This is a genomic window from Aureimonas psammosilenae (genome assembly GCF_009176975.1).
GTDB lineage: Bacteria > Pseudomonadota > Alphaproteobacteria > Rhizobiales > Rhizobiaceae > Plantimonas > Plantimonas psammosilenae.
The window spans coordinates 93,187-110,555 of sequence record NZ_WEZG01000011.1; the positions used below are offsets into that span (position 1 = coordinate 93,187).

Below are 17,369 nucleotides of genomic sequence, written 5' to 3' on the forward strand. Positions count from 1 at the left end.
GATCGAGCGCCCTATCGTCGTCGAGAACGCCCGCATCCTCGATCCGTCCCGCAATCTCGACGCGTTGGGAACGTTGATCGCCTCCGATGGCAAGATCCTCGCGGCGGGTCCCGATGCTCTGAAACAAGGCTATCCGGATGGCGCGGCCGTCGTAAACGGCTCCCGCCTCGCGGTGGTGCCGGGTCTCGTGGATGCGCGCGTGTTTATCGGCGAGCCGGGCGGCGAGCACCGCGAAACCATCCGCTCGGCCGGCCGCGCGGCGGCGGCGGGCGGCGTCACCTCCATCCTCACCATGCCGGACACCGATCCCGTGGTGGACGACGTCGCCCTGGCGCAGTTCGTGATGCGCACGGCGCGCGAGACCGCGATCGTCAACGTGTTCCCGGCCGCCGCCCTCACCAAGGGTCTGGCGGGCCGCGAGATGAGCGAGATCGGCCTTCTGTCCTATGCCGGCGTCCGCGCCTTCACGGACGGGCGGCGCACCATCGCCAATGCCGGTCTCCTGCGCCGGATGATGACCTATGCCCGCGATTTCGACGCGCTCGTGATGCATGCCACGCAGGATGCGGACCTTGCGGGTTCCGGCGTGATGAACGAGGGCCTCCTCGCCTCGTGGCTGGGCCTTTCCGGCATCCCGCGCGAAGCCGAGATCATCCCTCTCGAACGGGACCTCCGGCTCGCCTCCTTGACGCGCTGCCGCTACCACGCGGCCGAAATTTCCGTTTCGGATTCCGCCGATGCGATCCGCGCCGCCAAGAAGCGCGGCGCCAACGTCACGGCCGGCATTTCGGTCAATCATCTGGCTCTCAACGAGAACGATGTCGGCCAGTACCGCACCTTCTTCCGCCTTTCGCCGCCGCTGCGCTCGGAAGACGACCGGCAGGCGATGATCGCGGCGCTGGCCGATGGCACCATCGACATCATCGTGTCCTCGCACGACCCGCACGATGCGGACGGCAAGCGCCATCCCTTCGCGGAAGCCGATGTCGGGGCGATCGGGCTGGAAACTCTTCTGCCGGCCGCGCTTCGCCTCCACCATTCGGATGGCGTGCCGATCCTGCGCGTCCTCGAAGCGCTGACGGTCGCGCCGGCCAAGCTCCTGAAGCTCGACCGGGGAACGCTGCAACCGGGCGCGGTGGCCGATTTCGCCCTCGTGGATCTCGACGCGCCCTTCGTTTATTCGCGCGAGCGCATCCGCTCCAAGTCCAAAAACACCGCCTTCGAGAATGCGCGCCTGCAAGGCGAGGTGCTGCGCACCGTGGTCGGCGGCAGAACCGTCTTCGAGGCGGGAAGTAAAGCCGCGACGGAGACGCTCCCGTGAACGAAACCGCCGTGCTTCCGCTCTTTCTCGTTTTCGTCTTCGGCTATCTTGCCGGCACCATTCCCTTCGGGCTCGTTCTGTCGAAGGTCTTCGGCTACGGCGACATTCGCAAGATCGGCTCAGGCAATATCGGCGCGACCAACGCGCTGCGCACCGGCAACAAGACGCTGGCCGCCCTCACCCTTCTCGGCGATCTTCTGAAAGGCACCGTCCCGGTTCTCGTCGGGCGATACTTCGCCGGCGAGTTGGGCGCCATGGTAGGCGGCGCTGGCGCCTTTCTCGGCCATCTCTTTCCGGTCTGGCTCGGCTTCAAGGGCGGCAAGGGCGTTGCGACCTATATCGGCGTGCTTCTCGGCCTCGCGCCGGTCGGCGTTCTCGTCTTCGCGCTCGCTTGGCTCGGCACGGCCTTCGCCTTCCGTTATTCCTCGCTGGCGGCCTTGGTCGCGACCGTCGCCGTGCCGGTCGTTTATCTCTCTCTCGGAATGCAGGCTGAGGCCGCTTTTGTCGCGATCCTGTCGGTGATCGTCTGGATCAAGCACCGTCCGAACATCGAGCGACTGATCGCCAGAACCGAGGGCCGGATCGGAGCCAAGGGGTGACACCGCCCGAGTGGCAAACGCTTACGCAACCACGCCTGGATGACGCGCAGCGCCTCGCTTGGCTGCGCCTGATCCGCAGCGACAATGTCGGGCCGGTCAGCTTTCGCGCTCTCATCAACCGCTTCGGCGGTGCGGAAGCGGCTCTGGAGGCGCTTCCCGAACTCGCCTCGCGCGGCGGCTCGAAGCGCCGTATCCGTATTTGCGACAAGGAAAGCGCCGAAGCCGAACTGCTGCGGGCGGAACGGCTCGGGGCACGCTTTCTTTTCCAGGGCGAGCCGGACTATCCGCCGATCCTTCGCGCGACGGAAGCCGCCCCGCCCGTTCTGGCGATCATGGGCGATCCGGCGATCCTGAGGCGACCCTCGCTCGCGGTGGTGGGCGCGCGCAACGCGTCGCTTGCCGGCGTAAAGCTCGCTCGCCAGTTTTCGGCGGAAGTCGGTGCGGCTGGCTACGCGATCGTCTCGGGCCTTGCCCGCGGCATCGATGCGGCGGCCCACGAGGCCTCGATCGAAACCGGCACGGTCGGGGTTTTCGCCGGCGGTCTCGACAAGCCCTATCCGAAGGAGCACGGCCCGTTGATGCGCCGTATCGCCGATGGCGGCGGCTGCCTCGTATCGGAGATGCCGTTCGGCTGGGAGCCTCGCGCCGTCGATTTTCCCCGCCGCAACCGCATCGTCGCAGCTCTTGGCCTAGGCCTTCTCGTGGTGGAAGCGGCGCTTCGTTCGGGCTCGCTGATCAGCGCCCGGCTTGCCAACGAGATGGGACGCTTGGTTTTCGCCGTGCCGGGCTCGCCCCTCGATCCGCGCGCCGGGGGCACCAACAAGTTGTTGAAGGACGGTGCGACGCTCGTCACCGAAAGCGCCGACATTCTGGATGCCCTGCGCCCGCTCGATGACAGGGCGAGCCGAGAGACGTTCGTTTCCGCGCCGTTCGCCATGCCGTTCGACACTGACGCGCAGCCGACGGAGGACGAGCGTGGACGGATCTTGAGCGCGCTCGGCCCGACGCCGGTGGGCCTCGACGACCTTCTCGCCCATACCGGCGCAACCGCCGGCGCTCTGCAACTCGTGCTGCTCGAACTCGACATCGCCGGTCGGCTGGAGCGCCATCGCGGCGGTTACGTGTCGGTCTTGCCCTGACGCTGGCGCATCATGGTCTCGCTCGCTTCGAGGCGCGCGACATCGATCAGGTAAGGCAGAAGCGGGCCGGCCTGCGACGGAGCGATGACCCTGAGCTGCTCGAGCATGTCGCAGATATATTGGAGCTTCTGTCGCAGCTCCGCGTTCGGTGGCGCCATTCTGGTGTGTCTTTCGGCGGACGATGCGAGGCGGGAAACTGATAGCATACCGCCCATGATTGTAAATGCGCTGAAAACCCCCATAGGTTGTAGGCCGGTTGAGGCGCTGAAGCTGAGGGCTTGACCGCCGAACGCAAGCTGTCCATCTGTGACACGCGGCTGAAGCGGCTCCTCGAGCGGACCGAAGCTCAAGCCCTTGCCGGAAAATCAGGACTGACGAATGGATCTGGTTATCGTCGAATCGCCTGCGAAAGCGAAGACGATCAACAAATATCTCGGCTCGAACTTCACGGTTCTGGCTTCCTACGGCCACGTGCGCGACCTGCCCGCCAAGGACGGTTCCGTTCTGCCGGACGAGGACTTCGCCATGAGCTGGGAGGTTGGCAAGCCGTCCCAGAAGCGTTTGTCCGAAATTGCCGATGCGGCTAAGAAAGCCGACAAGATCGTCCTCGCCACCGACCCGGATCGCGAAGGCGAGGCGATTTCCTGGCATGTGCTCGAGGTGCTGCGCCAGAAGCGCGCGCTCGGAAAAAAGCCCGTTGAGCGCGTGGTATTCAACGCCATCACCAAGTCGGCGGTGCTGGACGCGATGGCCAAGCCTCGCGAACTCGACGTTCCGTTGGTCGATGCCTATCTGGCGCGCCGGGCGCTCGACTACCTTGTCGGATTCACCCTTTCCCCCGTTCTCTGGCGCAAGCTCCCCGGCGCGCGTTCGGCGGGCCGTGTTCAGTCGGTGGCTTTGCGGCTCGTTTGCGAGCGCGAAGGCGAGATCGAACGCTTCAAACCGCAGGAATACTGGAACCTTTCCGTGCGACTCGCGACGCCGCGCGGCGATGAGTTCACGGCGCGCCTGTCGGAATACGACGGCAAGAAGCTGAACCGCCTGTCCGTCGCCAACGGCGATCAGGCCGGCGACATCCGCGCCATGCTGGATGGTGCACGCTATCGCGTGGCTTCCGTTGAGGCCAAGCCTACCCGCCGTAATCCTGGCCCGCCCTTCACCACCTCCTCGCTTCAGCAGGCGGCCTCCGCCAAACTCGGCTTTTCCGCGTCCCGCACCATGCAGGTCGCCCAGAAGCTCTACGAAGGCATGGATATCGGCGGCGAAACGGTCGGCCTCATCACCTATATGCGAACCGACGGCGTGCAGATGGCGCCGGAAGCGGTGACGGAAGCGCGCAAGGCGATCGGTGCCGCCTTCGGTGATCGCTACGTGCCGGAAAAGCCTCGCTTCTATTCCACCAAGGCCAAGAACGCGCAGGAAGCGCACGAGGCCATCCGCCCGACGTCGTTCTCGCGTCACCCGAAGGACGTCGAACGCTTCCTCGACCGCGACCAGGCGCGGCTCTACGAACTCGTCTGGAAGCGCGCGACCGCCAGCCAGATGGCGTCGGCCGAGATCGAGCGCACCGTCGCCGAGATCGAGGCCGAGAATGAGGGCCGCTCGGCGGGCCTGCGCGCAACCGGCCAGGTCATACGCTTCGACGGCTTCCTCGCGGCCTATGTCGACCATCGCGACGACAGCGCCCCGAAAGACGGCGGCGCGTCGGACGACGAGGACGACGACAACCGCCTGCCGCGCATCGAAGCGCGCGAAACGGTGGACAAGCGCGCCGTCGAATCCAGCCAGCACTTCACAGAGCCGCCGCCGCGCTATTCCGAAGCTTCGCTCATCAAGAAGCTGGAAGAGCTCGGCATCGGGCGCCCGTCCACCTATGCCGCGACCCTCCAGACGCTGCAGGACCGCGAATATATCGTCAACGACAAGCGCAAGCTTCTGCCCGAGGCCAAGGGTCGGCTGGTCACGGCCTTTCTGCAGAACTTCTTCGAGCGTTATGTCCAATACGACTTCACGGCCGATCTCGAAGGCCAGCTCGACCGCATCTCGTCCGGCGAACTGCTTTGGAAAGACGTCCTGCGCGACTTCTGGCGCGAGTTCTCTTCCCATGTGGAAAGCACGAAGGAACTGCGCGTTACCAACGTTCTGGATGCGTTGAATGACGATCTGGCTCCCCTCCTCTTCCCGGCCCGCGAAGACGGCTCGGACCCGCGTTCCTGCCCGCGTTGCGACGGCGGCCGGTTGTCCTTGAAGCTCGGCAAGTTCGGCGCCTTCGTCGGATGCTCGAACTATCCGGAATGCAATTTTACGCGCCAGCTCGGCACGAGCTTCTCGGCCGAGGCGACGGATGGCGCTTCGGCCGACGAACCGCGCGAGCTTGGCACCGATCCGGCGAGCGGCGACGTCATCAGTCTGCGATCAGGGCGCTTCGGTCCCTATGTCCAACGCGGCGAAGGCAAGGAAGCCAAGCGCTCGTCCCTGCCCAAGGGATGGGTCGCCTCCGAAATCGATCTGGAAAAGGGGCTGCAGCTTCTTTCCCTGCCGCGCGAGGTCGGGATGCATCCTGAAAGCGGCAAGCCGATCCTGGCGGGGCTTGGGCGCTACGGGCCGTTCCTTCAGCACGACGGAGCCTATGCCAACCTCGAAACCATCGAGGACGTGCTGACGATCGGCCTCAATCGCGCCGTGACGGTGATCGCGGAAAAGAAGGAAAAGGGCGCGCGTTCGCGCTCGACGCCGGCGGCCATCGCGACGCTCGGCGAGCATCCCGATCTCGGCGGTTCGATCACCGTGCGCGACGGTCGCTTCGGCCCTTACGTCAATGTCGGCAAGGTCAACGCGACCCTGCCGCGCGGCAAGGACCCCGCCAGCGTGACGTTGGAAGAGGCCATCGCCCTTTTGACCGAGCGGGCGGAGAAAACCGGCGCTGGCAAGTCGACGGCGCGGGCCAAGCCGAAGGCGAAGGCCGAGACCGCCACCAAGAAGGCGGCTCCGAAAGCCAAGGCCGCGCCCAAGAAGCGCGCGCCGAAATCGGCGGCGGCGGAATAGCGGAGAACCGATGGCATCGCGCGGTCGCACTCGCAACGAGGCTCCCGAACTGACCCGCGAGGCCGTTCTGCGGTTCATCGCCGAGAACCCGGAAGAGGCGAGCAAACGCCAGATCGCTAAGGCTTTCGGCGTGAAGGGCGATAGCCGAACCGATCTGAAGAACATCATCGCCGACCTCCAGGCAGAAGGTGTTCTGGCCGGCAGCCGCAAGCGCTATTCGCAGCCCGGCGGGCGTCCCGAGATCGCGCTTCTTGATATTCGGCGGCGCGACGACGATGGCGATCTCGTCGCCGAGCCTGCCGATTGGGATGCAGATGCCCATGGCGAGCGTCCCATCTTCGCCGTTCGCCAGAACGAGCGCACCGCGACGGCCGGCGTCGGCGAACGCATTCTCGCCAAGCTGGACTACGAAGCCGCCGGCGTGCCGGAAGCGCATGTCATCCGCGTGGTGGAGCGCAAGCAGGCGCTGGCGCTCGGCGTGTTTCGGTCCAACCCTCACGGCGGCGGTCGCGTCGAGCCTGTTGAACGGCGCGGGCTTGAATTTACGATCGGCCCGAAGGACGGGAACGGGGCGAAGAGCGGCGATCTTGTCGAAGTGGAACCGCTCGATCGCGGCCGTTCCGGGCTGCCCCGTGGGCGCATCTCCGCGGTAATCGGCTCGCTCGGCAGCGAGCGCGCGATTTCCACAATCGCGCTCCACGCCCACTCGATCCCGCATGTATTTCCGCGAACGGTGCTGGCGGAAGCCGATGCGGCCGTGGATCGCGCCATCGGCCCCGAACACGAGGACTGGCGCGACCTGCCCCTCGTCACCATCGACCCGGCCGATGCCAAGGACCACGACGACGCGGTCCACGCCCGCGACGACGACAACCCTGCCAATCCGGGCGGGATGATCCTGACCGTGGCGATCGCCGATGTGTCCTGGTACGTGCGGCCGGGCTCGAAGCTCGACGCCGAAGCACGCCTGCGCGGTAATTCCGTTTATTTCCCGGACCGCGTCGTGCCGATGCTGCCGGAGCGCATCTCCAACGATCTTTGCTCGCTTCGGCCCGATGTGGATCGTCCCGCCCTCGCCGTCCGCATGGTCATTTCCGGCGAAGGCGTGAAGATCCGGCACAGTTTCCACCGCGTTCTGATGCGCAGCCACGCGCGCCTCGCTTATCAGCACGCGCAGGCCGCCATCGACGGACGCGAATCGCCGGTCTCTCCTGAGATCCTCGAAAAGGTGCTGCGCCCGTTGTGGGACGCCTATGCGCTTCTGCGGATGGCGCGAACCGAGCGCCAGCCGCTCGACCTCGACTTGCCGGAAAAGAAGATCGTTCTCGATGCCGAGGGCCGCGTCGATCGGGTGGTCGTGCCCGACCGGCTCGACGCCCACCGGCTGATCGAGGAGTTCATGATCCTCGCCAATGTCGCGGCCGCCGAGGCGCTGGAGGAAAAGCGGCAGGCGCTGATCTACCGCGTTCACGACGCGCCGTCGCTTTCCAAGCTGGAAGCGCTTCGCGACTTCCTGCGCACGCTCGATCTGTCGCTCGCGAAAAGCGGGAGCCTGCGGCCGTCGCATTTCAACGGCATTCTGGCGCAGGTGCGGGCCGGCGAGCACGAAAACCTCGTGAACGAGATCGTGCTTCGCACGCAGAGTCAGGCCGTTTATTCGCTGGACAATCTCGGGCATTTCGGCCTGAACCTCATGCGCTACGCGCATTTCACCTCTCCCATCCGCCGCTATGCCGATCTTGTCGTGCATCGCGCGCTCGTCGCGGCCCTCGGTCTTGGCCAGGGCGGTCTGACGAAGGAAGAGGAAACGCAGCTCACCGAAACGGCCGAGGAAATTTCCAAGGCCGAGCGTCGCGCTATGGCCGCCGAACGAGAAACCGTCGACCGCCTGATCGCACACCACCTCGCCGACCGGATCGGCGACCATTTCGAGGGCCGAGTCACCGGCGTCACCAAATCCGGGTTGTTCGTGTCCCTGCCCGGCTTCGGCGCGGATGGCTTCATTCCCATTTCGACGCTCGGGAACGAGTTCTTCAACTTCGACGAAGCGGCGCATTCTCTCGTCGGCAGCAAAAGTGGCGGCGGGTACAGGCTCGGCGATACGGTGGACGTCAAGCTCGTCGAGGCCGTGCCGCTCGCCGGCTCGATCCGCTTCGAAATGCTGACCGAACCCCGCCCCCTCGGGCGTTCGACGGCCTCGTTCCACAAATCGAAGCTTCGGCCTTCGGGGCGTCCTAGGCGCGGCGGCGCGCCGAAGAACGTGGCTGCCAGATTCGGAAAGAAGCGATGACCGTCGAAGCTCTGGAACATACCCGCGCTGCGAATCGCGAAGACGACGACGCCGAGCGCCCGCTCGTCCGGTCCATGTTGCGCGGCTTTCTTTGCCGCTGCCCGCGCTGCGGCGAAGGCAAGATCTTCGCGGGCTACCTCACGTCGGTGCGCAGTTGCGAAGCTTGCGGTCAGGTCTTGGAAGGCCACCGGGCCGACGATCTGCCGCCCTATCTCACCGTCTTCGTGGTCGGCCATCTCGTGGTCGCGCTGTTTATGGCTTTGGAGGAGGTCGTGGAACTCGGCATGTGGACGCATCTCGCGATCTTCGTGCCGATGACCGCCATTCTGACCTTGGCGCTTCTGCGTCCGATGAAGGGTCTTACCATCGGCCTGCAATGGGCAATGCGAATGCACGGTTTTGGGAAGGCTGGAGAAGGCGCCGATCATTGAAACGTCATGGGGCGGCGGCTAACGCTGGCCCCATGTGGTTCGGTCCGGTTCGGCAGCATTTCTCATGAGCAATTCGGCAGTGCAGACTCGGCCTGAGATGCGCGAAAGCGTGGATTGGCGGGGCGCTGGCGCGGCTATCGCCTCGATCAGCGCGGTCGGCACGGCGCTCGGGCTCGGGCTTCCGCTGCTCAGCGTCGTGATGGAATCGCGCGGCGTGTCGCCCACCATGATCGGCACGAACACGGCCGTTGCCGGCATCGCATCCCTTGCGGCCGCGCCGCTCGTGCCCTCGCTCGCGCGACGTTTCGGCGTGCGCAACTGCATGGTGCTGTCCATTCTGGCGGCAGCCGCTTCCGGCTACGCCTTCTATCTCTTCTCCTCCCTCGCCGTCTGGTTCCTCCTGCGCTTCGTCTTCCACTTCGCGGTGACGGCGCTGTTCATTCTGTCCGAGTTCTGGATCAGCGCTGCCGCGCCGCCGCGCAAGCGGGGCATGATTCTCGGCATCTATGCCACCTGCCTGTCGCTCGGTTTCGCTTTCGGTCCTTTCGTCTTCTCGCAGGTCGGCGCCCATGGGCCGCTGCCTTTCGCCATCGGCGCGGGCGTCCTTCTCGTCTCGGCCATCCCCCTCGCTTTCGCCTGGAACCGGGAGCCGTCCGTCCATGGCGATTCGACACCCGGCGGCTTCTGGCGCTACCTGACCGTCGTGCCGACGGCCACAGCCGCCGTTTTCGTGTTCGGCGCGGTCGAGTCCGGCGGGTTCGCGCTGTTCCCGATCTATGGGCAGAGGGTCGGCTTTTCCGAAGGCGGAGCGGCCCAGCTTCTGACCGCCATCGGGCTCGGCAATGTCTGCATGCAGATCCCGCTCGGGCTTCTCAGCGACAAGGTCCGCGACCGCCGGCACCTCCTGCTTCTTTGCGCCGTGATCGGGCTCGCCGGCTCGGTCGCCATGCCCCTGGTCGTCGGAAGCTGGTGGCTCACTGCCGCCGTTCTCTTCGTTTGGGGCGGTGTCGTCGCGGGCCTTTATACGGTCGGCCTTGCCCATCTCGGCTCGAAACTTGCGGGGTCCGAGCTTGCCGCCGCCAACGCGGCTTTCATTTTCTGCTATGCGCTTGGAATGCTCGTCGGCCCGCAAAGCATCGGCTCCGCGCTCGATGCGTTCGGGCCGAACGGCTTCGCTTATTGCGTCGCCATCTTCTTCGCCTTCTACATCATTCTGATTGCCGCCCGGTTCGCCGCCCGGACGCGATAATCTTGACTTTCACGCAGGCTCGGATAAACGTCCGGTCGATTGTCGCGCCGGGAAACGAGCCCGGCGTGATGCGTTTGCGACGGGGCCGAAGCTTTTCGCACAGGCCCGCCGCGCCGATTTTTACGAACCCCGCCATGTGTCGACGGACCCGCGCCGCGATGTTCCATGGCAAGACATCGCAGGACGAACGACCATGGCGAAGGCCACGACCATCAAGATCAAGCTGCTGTCGACGGCCGACACGGGCTTCTTCTACGTGACGAGCAAGAACAGCCGCACCATGACCGACAAGATGGTGAAGACCAAGTACGATCCGGTCGCGCGCAAGCACGTCGAATTCCGCGAAACGAAGATCAAGTAATCCGTTTCGCCTGAATGATTTCGAGACGCCGTCCTTCGGGGCGGCGTTTTCGTTTGGGATGTTTCGAAAGGACCGGAGAATAAAGTGGCCGGTCGGCTTTCGACGGCGGAACGAGGACTCCGCCCTTGCCAATTGCCGACCGGCCGCCTCACGGGACCCAGGAGATGCGGCGGACCTGAGCACCCCATGAGGATCTGCTTCGCCCCGGAAGGAACACACCGGAGCGTGCCTTACCTTGTGAGGATCGCTTTGCCCGCCTTCAATAGCAACTGACCGGGCGCTCGGCGACTGACCATTTCGTAACGAATGGTTAAGCTTGAGCCACGTCCGATCCCGTCACGCGGCGAGCCGGACCACCCTGTTTCGGCCGTCCTGCTTGGCGGCGTAGAGCGCGCGGTCGGCACGCTTCAACAACGTCTGGGGATTGTCCGAGGCGGCATCGAAGATCGCCAGTCCGATGCTCACCGTCACCCGGATGCGCGTGGCACCGATCGCGAAGCCTTCCTCGCAAATCGTTTCGCGCAAGCGCTCCGCGATCCGCGCCGCGTCGGCGGCTTCAGTATCCGGCATCACCATCACGAACTCTTCGCCGCCCATCCGGCAGGCAAGGTCGCTGGCGCGAAGATCGGCGCGGACGCGTTTGGCGAACTCCCGCAGAACCGCATCCCCAGCATCGTGGCCGTGGGTGTCGTTGATGCGCTTGAAATGGTCGATGTCGGCGATCAGCAGCGACAATGGCCGCGACTCGCTGCGTGCCCGATCGATGGCGACCGGCAGATGGGCATCGAGAAAGCGCCGGTTCTGAAGGCCGGTCAGTGCGTCCGAGGTGGCGAGTTCGATCGTTGTCTGCAGCGAGCGGCGCAGGCCTTCGTCAAAACGTCGGCGCTTGATCTGGGTTCGGGCTCGGGCGAGCAGCTCGTTGCGATCGATGGGCTTCAGAAGATAGTCGTTCGCCCCAAGCTCCAGCGCCTTGGCGATCCGGCTTTCGTCGGATGCCTCGCCGATCAGAAGAATCGGCACCTGACGCGTTTGTTCGTTGGACCGCAGTTGCGAGCAAAGGCGCAGCGGATCGTGCCGAGGCGAAGAAAGCGCAATGACGATAAGATCCGCTGCCGCCGCGTCCGTGACGCTCGGCGCATCCGGCAGCGCCGAGCATTCGTGCTCGCTCGCCAGAAGGCGCGCGACACGAGCGCCGCCATCGGCCGAATCGTCCACCACGATGACCCGGCCATGGCGCCCGCCATTGCCGATGTCGCCGAGAACGTCGTCCGTGCCGATGAGCGCTGCCGTCGTCTGCGCGCGGATGCGCAACTCGTCCGTCAGGAACTTCAGGCGAAGGAGACTTTTGACGCGGGCGAAAAGCTGCAGGTCGCGAAACGGCTTCGTCAGGAAGTCGTCTGCCCCCGCTTCAAGCCCCTTCACCCTGTCGCTCGGCAAATCCAGCGCGGTGAGAAGGATGATGGGAATATGAGCGGATCGGGGATCGCTTTTCAGCCGCCGGCAGACCTCGTACCCATCCATGCCCGGCATCATGACGTCGAGAATCACGAGATCGACGCCGCCACCCGCGCAGATGCGCAGAGCTTCGGGACCGTCCCTGGCGGGAACGGCCTCGAAATACTCGGCGTGAAGCCGCGCTTCGAGCAGCTTCAGATTGATCTCCACGTCGTCGACGATCAGAATCCGACCGGTCATTTCGGCTCTCAGGCGTCGAGGAAGGACTTGATCGTTTCGATGAACTTCGTGACCGAAATGGGTTTGGAGATGTAGGCTTCGCACCCGCCCTGCCGAATCCGTTCCTCGTCACCCTTCATCGCGAAGGCGGTGACCGCGATCACGGGGATGGAGCGAAGATCCGGATCGGCCTTCAGGTTTCGTGTCACGTCGAGACCGGAAATCTCCGGAAGCTGGATATCCATGAGAATCAGGTCGGGTCGATGCTCGCGCGCGAGATCGACGGCCGTCAGGCCGTTGCGTGTTTGGATCGTCGCATAGCCGTGCGCCTCGATGAGGTCACGGAAGAGCTTCATGTTCAGCTCGTTGTCTTCGACGATCATCACTGTTTTGGGCATCCGTTGGCTCCAGATGCGCTGCGCAAGCCTGGCCGGCAAGAAGACCGGTTCGGCAGCTAGAGCACTACCGTCATTTGATTTAAGAATTAGGGAACGTGACCACGAGTGTCGAAACGACTGAAATCATGCTGAAGAATTCGCAAACGACGCCGTCCCGCCTGACGGAAGAGGAAGCTGTGGGCCTCGGCATCGAAGCGCTGCAATATCTGGCGGGAGATCCCGAACTTCTCGAACGCTTCCTCGCCATATCGGGCCTGGAAGCGCACCGGTTGCGCGAGGAAGCTTCGCGCCCCGCTTTCTTTGCTGGCCTCCTTGATTTCTTCCTCGATCACGAGCCGACGCTGGACGCCTTTGCGGCGCAATCGGGTCATTCGCCCGAAACGGTGGTCGCGGCACGCGCCGTTCTGGAGCGCGCCTTCGGCGCCGTGCCGAGATGACGAAGGGGCTCGTCACGGCGGGACCGGCGATCGAGACGATCCCCGTCACCAAGCCCGATCTCCTGCTTCTCGACATCGACGAGGTCGTGCTGCATTTCATCGACCCATTCAGCACCCTTCTGGAAGAGTTCGGCGCGAGGTTGACGCCCAGCAGCTTTCGCCTGACGGGGAACGTCCACTCCATCGCCACGGGAGCGGCGGTCAGCGGCAACGAACTCGACCGCGTCACGCAGCGCCTCTACGAGGAGCAGGAAGAGCGGCAGATGCCCGTGGAAGGCGTCGGGCCGGCCTTGACCGCCTTGTCCGAACTCGCCGACATCGTCTTTCTGACCGCCATGACGCCTTCCCATTACGAGAGCCGCCGTCGTCTTCTCGACAAGGCCGGGCTCCGCTTTCCCATGATCGCCACCCAGCGCTCCAAGGGTGGTGTCGCGGCGGAACTGATGGAGAAGAGAACCGGGCGTCTCGTCTTCGTGGACGACCTGCCCCCCAATCTCGTGGCGGTTTCGCGCAGCGTGCCGGAGGCACGTCTGGTTCACCTGATGGCGACCACGCTTTTTCGCGACTGCCTGCCCCCGTTGCCGCCCGGCGCCCGGCAGGCGAAGAACTGGCCGGAAGCGACCGACGTGATCCGATCGCTTCTGGCAGCCTGAGGCCTCTCAGGCGAGTTCGACATCCACGACGCCCATCGTCGCGCGGATGGCGCCCGCCATCTGCGGCGAAACGCGATACTTGCCGGGCAGCGCGATCTCGATCTCCCGCTCGCCGCCTTCGCGCATCAGAACCAGCGAGACCTCCGAGTCGCCGCCGACCTGCAGATGCCTGCGCATGGATTCGAACGGCCGGGCATCCTTCAGGAAGACACGCAGCGACTTCTGTGTTCGAACCGCTTCGTCTTCCAGCGACTGGACGCTCTGCGCCCGCATGGAAACGCCTTCCGGGCGCTCCTCGGCCGCCACGATCAGGATCAGCGACGAACCGGGCTCCAGCATGTCTCGATAATGCGACAGCGTTTCGGAGAAGAGCACCACCTCGTATTGCCCACTCGGATCGGACATATTGACGATGCCGATCTTGCCGCCGGTGCGCGTCCGCCGCTCCTGACGCGACACCACAGTGCCGGCAAGGCGACCGGCGCTCGCGCCCCGCCGCACTGCCGCGCAGACATCGGCATAGGTCTGGACGTGCAGGCGCTTCAGCGTCGCGGCATATTCGTCGAGGGGGTGTGCCGAGAGGTAGAAGCCGATCGCCTGGAACTCGCGCATCAGCTTTTCGGCCGACGTCCATTTCTCGCATTCGGCGAGATGCAGTTTCTCCAACTCGCCGCTGCCGCCGCCGCCGCCGAACATATCGTCCTGCCCCGACGCGCGCCCTTCGCTGCGCCATGCCGCATAGCCCGACAGGCGATCGATATTGGCGCAAAGGCTCGCGCGGTCGAAACCGAAACAGTCCAGCGCGCCGGCGGCGATCAGATGCTCCAGCGTCCGCTTGTTGACGATCTTCGGATCGATCCTGGCGCAGAAATCCTCCAGCGAACGGAAGCCGCTCGCCCCCCGCAGCTCGACGATATGCTCCACGGCCTGCTCGCCGACGCCCTTGATCGCTGCCAGCGAATAGAAGATGCGCTTGGCCGACACTTCGAAGGCCTTGTGCGAAGTCTGGATGGACGGCGCGACGATCTCGATGCCGAGCCGCACGGCGTCGCGCCGAAATTCGTTCAGCTTGTCCGTGTTGCCGACGTCCAGCGTCATGGAGGCGGCGAGGAACTCGGTCGGGTAGTTCGCCTTGAGATAAGCGGTCTGGTAGGTGACGAGCGCATAGGCCGCCGCATGGCTCTTGTTGAAGCCGTAGTCGGCGAACTTCGCCAGAAGGTCGAAGATCGTGTTGGCCTGTTCCTTCTTCAGCCCGTTCTTCGTCGCGCCGTCCACGAAGCGGACGCGCTGCGTGTCCATCTCCGCGCGAATCTTCTTGCCCATGGCGCGACGCAGAAGATCGGCCTCGCCGAGCGAATAGCCCGACAGAACCTGCGCGATCTGCATCACCTGTTCCTGGTAGATGATGACGCCCTGCGTTTCCTTCAGGATGTGCTCGATCTTCGGATGAAGGAAGTCCGGTTCCTCCTCGCCATGCTTGCGGGCGTTGTAGGTCGGAATGTTCTCCATCGGGCCGGGGCGATACAGCGCGACGAGCGCGATGATGTCCTCGAGCTGGTCGGGCCGCATGCCGATCAGCGCCTTCCGCATGCCGGCCGATTCCACCTGAAACACGCCGACGGTCTCGCCGCGCGTCAGCATCTCGAAGGTCGGCTTGTCTTCCAGCGGCAGCTTGCCGAGATCGATTTCGATGTCGCGCCGGGCGATCAGCGCCACCGCCGTCTGAAGCACGGTGAGCGTCTTCAGGCCGAGGAAGTCGAACTTCACGAGGCCGGCCTGCTCCACCCATTTCATATTGAACTGCGTCACCGGCATGTCGGATCGGGGATCGCGATACATCGGGACGAGCTTCGACAAAGGCCGGTCGCCGATCACGATGCCGGCCGCGTGGGTCGAGGCGTGGCGGTAGAGCCCCTCGAGCTTCAGGGCGATCGACAGGAGGCGGTCGACGATCTCCTCCTTCTCTCGCGCTTCCTGAAGACGCGGCTCGCCCTCGATGGCTTGCGCCAGCGTCACCGGATTGGCTGGGTTCGCCGGCACCATCTTGCAGAGCTTGTCGACATGACCGTAGCTCATCTCCAGCACGCGCCCGACGTCGCGCAGGCACGCCCGCGCCTGCAGCGTTCCGAAGGTGATGATCTGGCCGACTTGGCTGCGCCCGTACTTTTCCTGCACGTAGCGGATCACCTCGCCGCGCCGCTCCTGGCAGAAGTCGATGTCGAAGTCCGGCATCGACACGCGGTCGGGATTGAGGAACCGCTCGAACAGGAGCGAGAAGCGCAAGGGATCGAGGTCGGTGATCGTCAGCACCCAGGCGACGAGCGAGCCCGCGCCCGAACCGCGCCCCGGGCCGACCGGAATGCCTTGCGCCTTCGCCCATTTGATGAAGTCAGCGACGATCAGGAAGTAGCCCGGAAACTTCATCCGCTCGATGATGCCGAGCTCGTATTCCAGACGCTCGCGATAAACCTGTTCGCTCTGGCCGGGCGCGGTTCCATGCGCGGCGAGACGGGCGACAAGCCCCTCCTCCGCCTGGCGACGAAGCTCGGACGCTTCCGCCGCTTCCGCTTCCAGCGGATCGGCATCGGCCCCGGCGAAGCGCGGCAGGATCGGCTTGCGGGTGCGCACGCGATAGGACGAGCGGCGCGCGATCTCGATCGTGTTCTCCAACGCCTCCGGCAAATCGGCGAACAGTTCCGCCATCGCGTCTTGCGTCTTCAGGCAATGATCCGTCGTCAAACGACGCCGCTCTTCCTGGCTGACGAGCTTGTTGCTCGCCACCGCGATCAGCGCGTCGTGGGCATCGAAATCGTCCGGGCAAGTAAAGAAGGGCTCGTTGGTGGCGACGAGAGGCAGGCCAAGTTCGTAGGCGAGTTCGACGGTCTCGGCCTCGACGCGGCGGTTGTAGTTCCGCTGCCGCTGCAGCTCGACGTAAAGCCGGTCGCCGAACAAAGCCTGAAGGCGTTCGAGCCGCGCGCGCGCCACCGGCCCTCGGCCCGCCTGGATCGCCGTGCCGACCGGACCGAGCGGTCCGCCGGACAGGAGGATGATGCCTTCGCTGCGGCCCTTCAGCCAGTCGAACAGGACATAGGGGCGGCTGTTGCCGTCATGTTCGAGATAAGCAAGCGAGACGATCTCGACGAGATTCTCGTAGCCCTTCTCCGTCGCGGCGATGAGAACAAGCGGGGCGAGCGGCGCCTGCATGCGGTCGCGGCCGAGCCCGCCATCGCTTTCCGCGTCGCCGAAATCCACTTCGAGCTGGCAACCGAAGATCGGTTGAATGCCGGACTTCGCCGCTTTCTCCGAAAATTCGAGAGCGCCGAAGAGATTGTTGGTGTCGGCGATGCCGATGGCCGGCGCGCCGTCGCCCTTGGCGTGCTTGACGATCTGGTCGATCCGCAGCGCGCCCTCGAGCAACGAGAACGCGCTGTGACAGCGCAGATGGATGAAGCGCAGATCGCGAACGGGCTTGCCCGCCTCAGCCGAACCTTCCGCCATCTCGTCCTCGCCTGCCTGCCATTCCGCAAGCCGCATTGTCTCCTCTCGGTCGACGGGAGTCGAGTCCGGCACATCGACGCGACGCCGTTATCCCGCCGAAACTAGACGCCTCGTTGCCCGATCAGATCGCCGAAAGGAGGAGGCCGAAGCTCATCAGGAACAGGCCGACCGCGATCAAGGACGCCACGTCTTTCAGGATTATCGCCATCGTCGTTCCCTCTTTGTTCTGTTCTCTTTTTGTACCCATCCCGAGCCGGAGTCAAGCGCTGTCGCG

At 64.8% G+C, this 17,369-nt stretch carries 14 protein-coding genes; 10 read left to right on the forward strand and 4 right to left on the reverse strand.

The window, feature by feature from the left end:
- Position 1 precedes the first annotated feature (1 nt).
- Genes F9929_RS17770 through dprA form a run of 3 tightly spaced genes read left to right on the forward strand, consistent with a single transcriptional unit; the run spans position 2 to position 3,059 of the window.
- Positions 2-1,321: a dihydroorotase gene (locus F9929_RS17770; protein ID WP_235919400.1), complete on the forward strand. Its 1,320-nt coding sequence runs from the start codon at positions 2-4 to the stop codon at positions 1,319-1,321.
- Complete coding sequence (gene plsY / locus F9929_RS17775) at positions 1,318-1,920, forward strand: glycerol-3-phosphate 1-O-acyltransferase PlsY (protein ID WP_152047894.1); 603 nt, start codon at positions 1,318-1,320, stop codon at positions 1,918-1,920. The genes F9929_RS17770 and plsY overlap by 4 nt, the downstream gene beginning before the upstream one ends.
- Positions 1,917-3,059, forward strand: a complete 1,143-nt coding sequence (gene dprA, locus F9929_RS17780) for a DNA-processing protein DprA (RefSeq protein ID WP_152047895.1) — start codon at positions 1,917-1,919, stop codon at positions 3,057-3,059. The genes plsY and dprA overlap by 4 nt, the downstream gene beginning before the upstream one ends.
- Here the strand turns inward: dprA and F9929_RS17785 are convergent.
- Positions 3,038-3,217, reverse strand: coding sequence for a hypothetical protein (locus F9929_RS17785; protein ID WP_152047896.1), 180 nt, complete (start codon positions 3,215-3,217; stop codon positions 3,038-3,040). The two genes, dprA and F9929_RS17785, sit on opposite strands and share 22 nt — an antisense overlap.
- A gap of 220 nt (positions 3,218-3,437) precedes the next feature.
- Between F9929_RS17785 and topA the strand changes: the two genes are divergently transcribed.
- The 5 genes from topA (at position 3,438) to rpmG (ending at position 10,435) form a co-directional block, all read left to right on the forward strand.
- Positions 3,438-6,104 (forward strand): type I DNA topoisomerase, encoded by a 2,667-nt coding sequence (gene topA, locus F9929_RS17790; protein ID WP_152047897.1) that lies wholly within the window; start codon positions 3,438-3,440, stop codon positions 6,102-6,104.
- A 10-nt stretch (positions 6,105-6,114) separates the two neighbouring features.
- On the forward strand, positions 6,115-8,394 hold the full coding sequence (gene rnr / locus F9929_RS17795) for a ribonuclease R (RefSeq protein WP_152047898.1): 2,280 nt from the start codon (positions 6,115-6,117) through the stop codon (positions 8,392-8,394).
- Complete coding sequence (locus F9929_RS17800; RefSeq protein WP_152047899.1) at positions 8,391-8,825, forward strand: DUF983 domain-containing protein; 435 nt, start codon at positions 8,391-8,393, stop codon at positions 8,823-8,825. The genes rnr and F9929_RS17800 overlap by 4 nt, the downstream gene beginning before the upstream one ends.
- 64 nt (positions 8,826-8,889) lie before the next feature.
- A complete protein-coding gene (locus F9929_RS17805) occupies positions 8,890-10,074 on the forward strand; it encodes an MFS transporter (protein ID WP_152047900.1) in 1,185 nt (394 codons plus the stop codon).
- Positions 10,075-10,267: 193 nt separating this feature from the next.
- Entirely contained in the window at positions 10,268-10,435 is a 168-nt protein-coding gene (gene rpmG / locus F9929_RS17810) for a 50S ribosomal protein L33 (protein WP_152047901.1), read from the forward strand.
- 336 nt (positions 10,436-10,771) lie between these two features.
- On the opposite strand, the gene F9929_RS17815 is transcribed toward rpmG, so the two are convergent.
- Positions 10,772-12,130, reverse strand: coding sequence for a PleD family two-component system response regulator (locus tag F9929_RS17815; protein WP_152047902.1), 1,359 nt, complete (start codon positions 12,128-12,130; stop codon positions 10,772-10,774).
- Between the two features lie 8 nt (positions 12,131-12,138).
- Complete coding sequence (locus F9929_RS17820) at positions 12,139-12,507, reverse strand: response regulator (RefSeq protein WP_152047903.1); 369 nt, start codon at positions 12,505-12,507, stop codon at positions 12,139-12,141.
- A gap of 125 nt (positions 12,508-12,632) precedes the next feature.
- Here F9929_RS17820 and F9929_RS17825 point away from each other — a divergent pair, with 125 nt between their 5' ends.
- Positions 12,633-12,944, forward strand: a complete 312-nt coding sequence (locus F9929_RS17825) for a DUF3572 domain-containing protein (protein ID WP_152047904.1) — start codon at positions 12,633-12,635, stop codon at positions 12,942-12,944.
- On the forward strand, positions 12,941-13,597 hold the full coding sequence (locus tag F9929_RS17830; RefSeq protein WP_235919395.1) for a hypothetical protein: 657 nt from the start codon (positions 12,941-12,943) through the stop codon (positions 13,595-13,597). The genes F9929_RS17825 and F9929_RS17830 overlap by 4 nt, the downstream gene beginning before the upstream one ends.
- A gap of 6 nt (positions 13,598-13,603) precedes the next feature.
- Here F9929_RS17830 and dnaE read toward each other — a convergent pair whose 3' ends face one another.
- Positions 13,604-17,131 (reverse strand): DNA polymerase III subunit alpha, encoded by a 3,528-nt coding sequence (dnaE, locus tag F9929_RS17835; RefSeq protein ID WP_407922253.1) that lies wholly within the window; start codon positions 17,129-17,131, stop codon positions 13,604-13,606.
- Positions 17,132-17,369 lie beyond the last annotated feature (238 nt).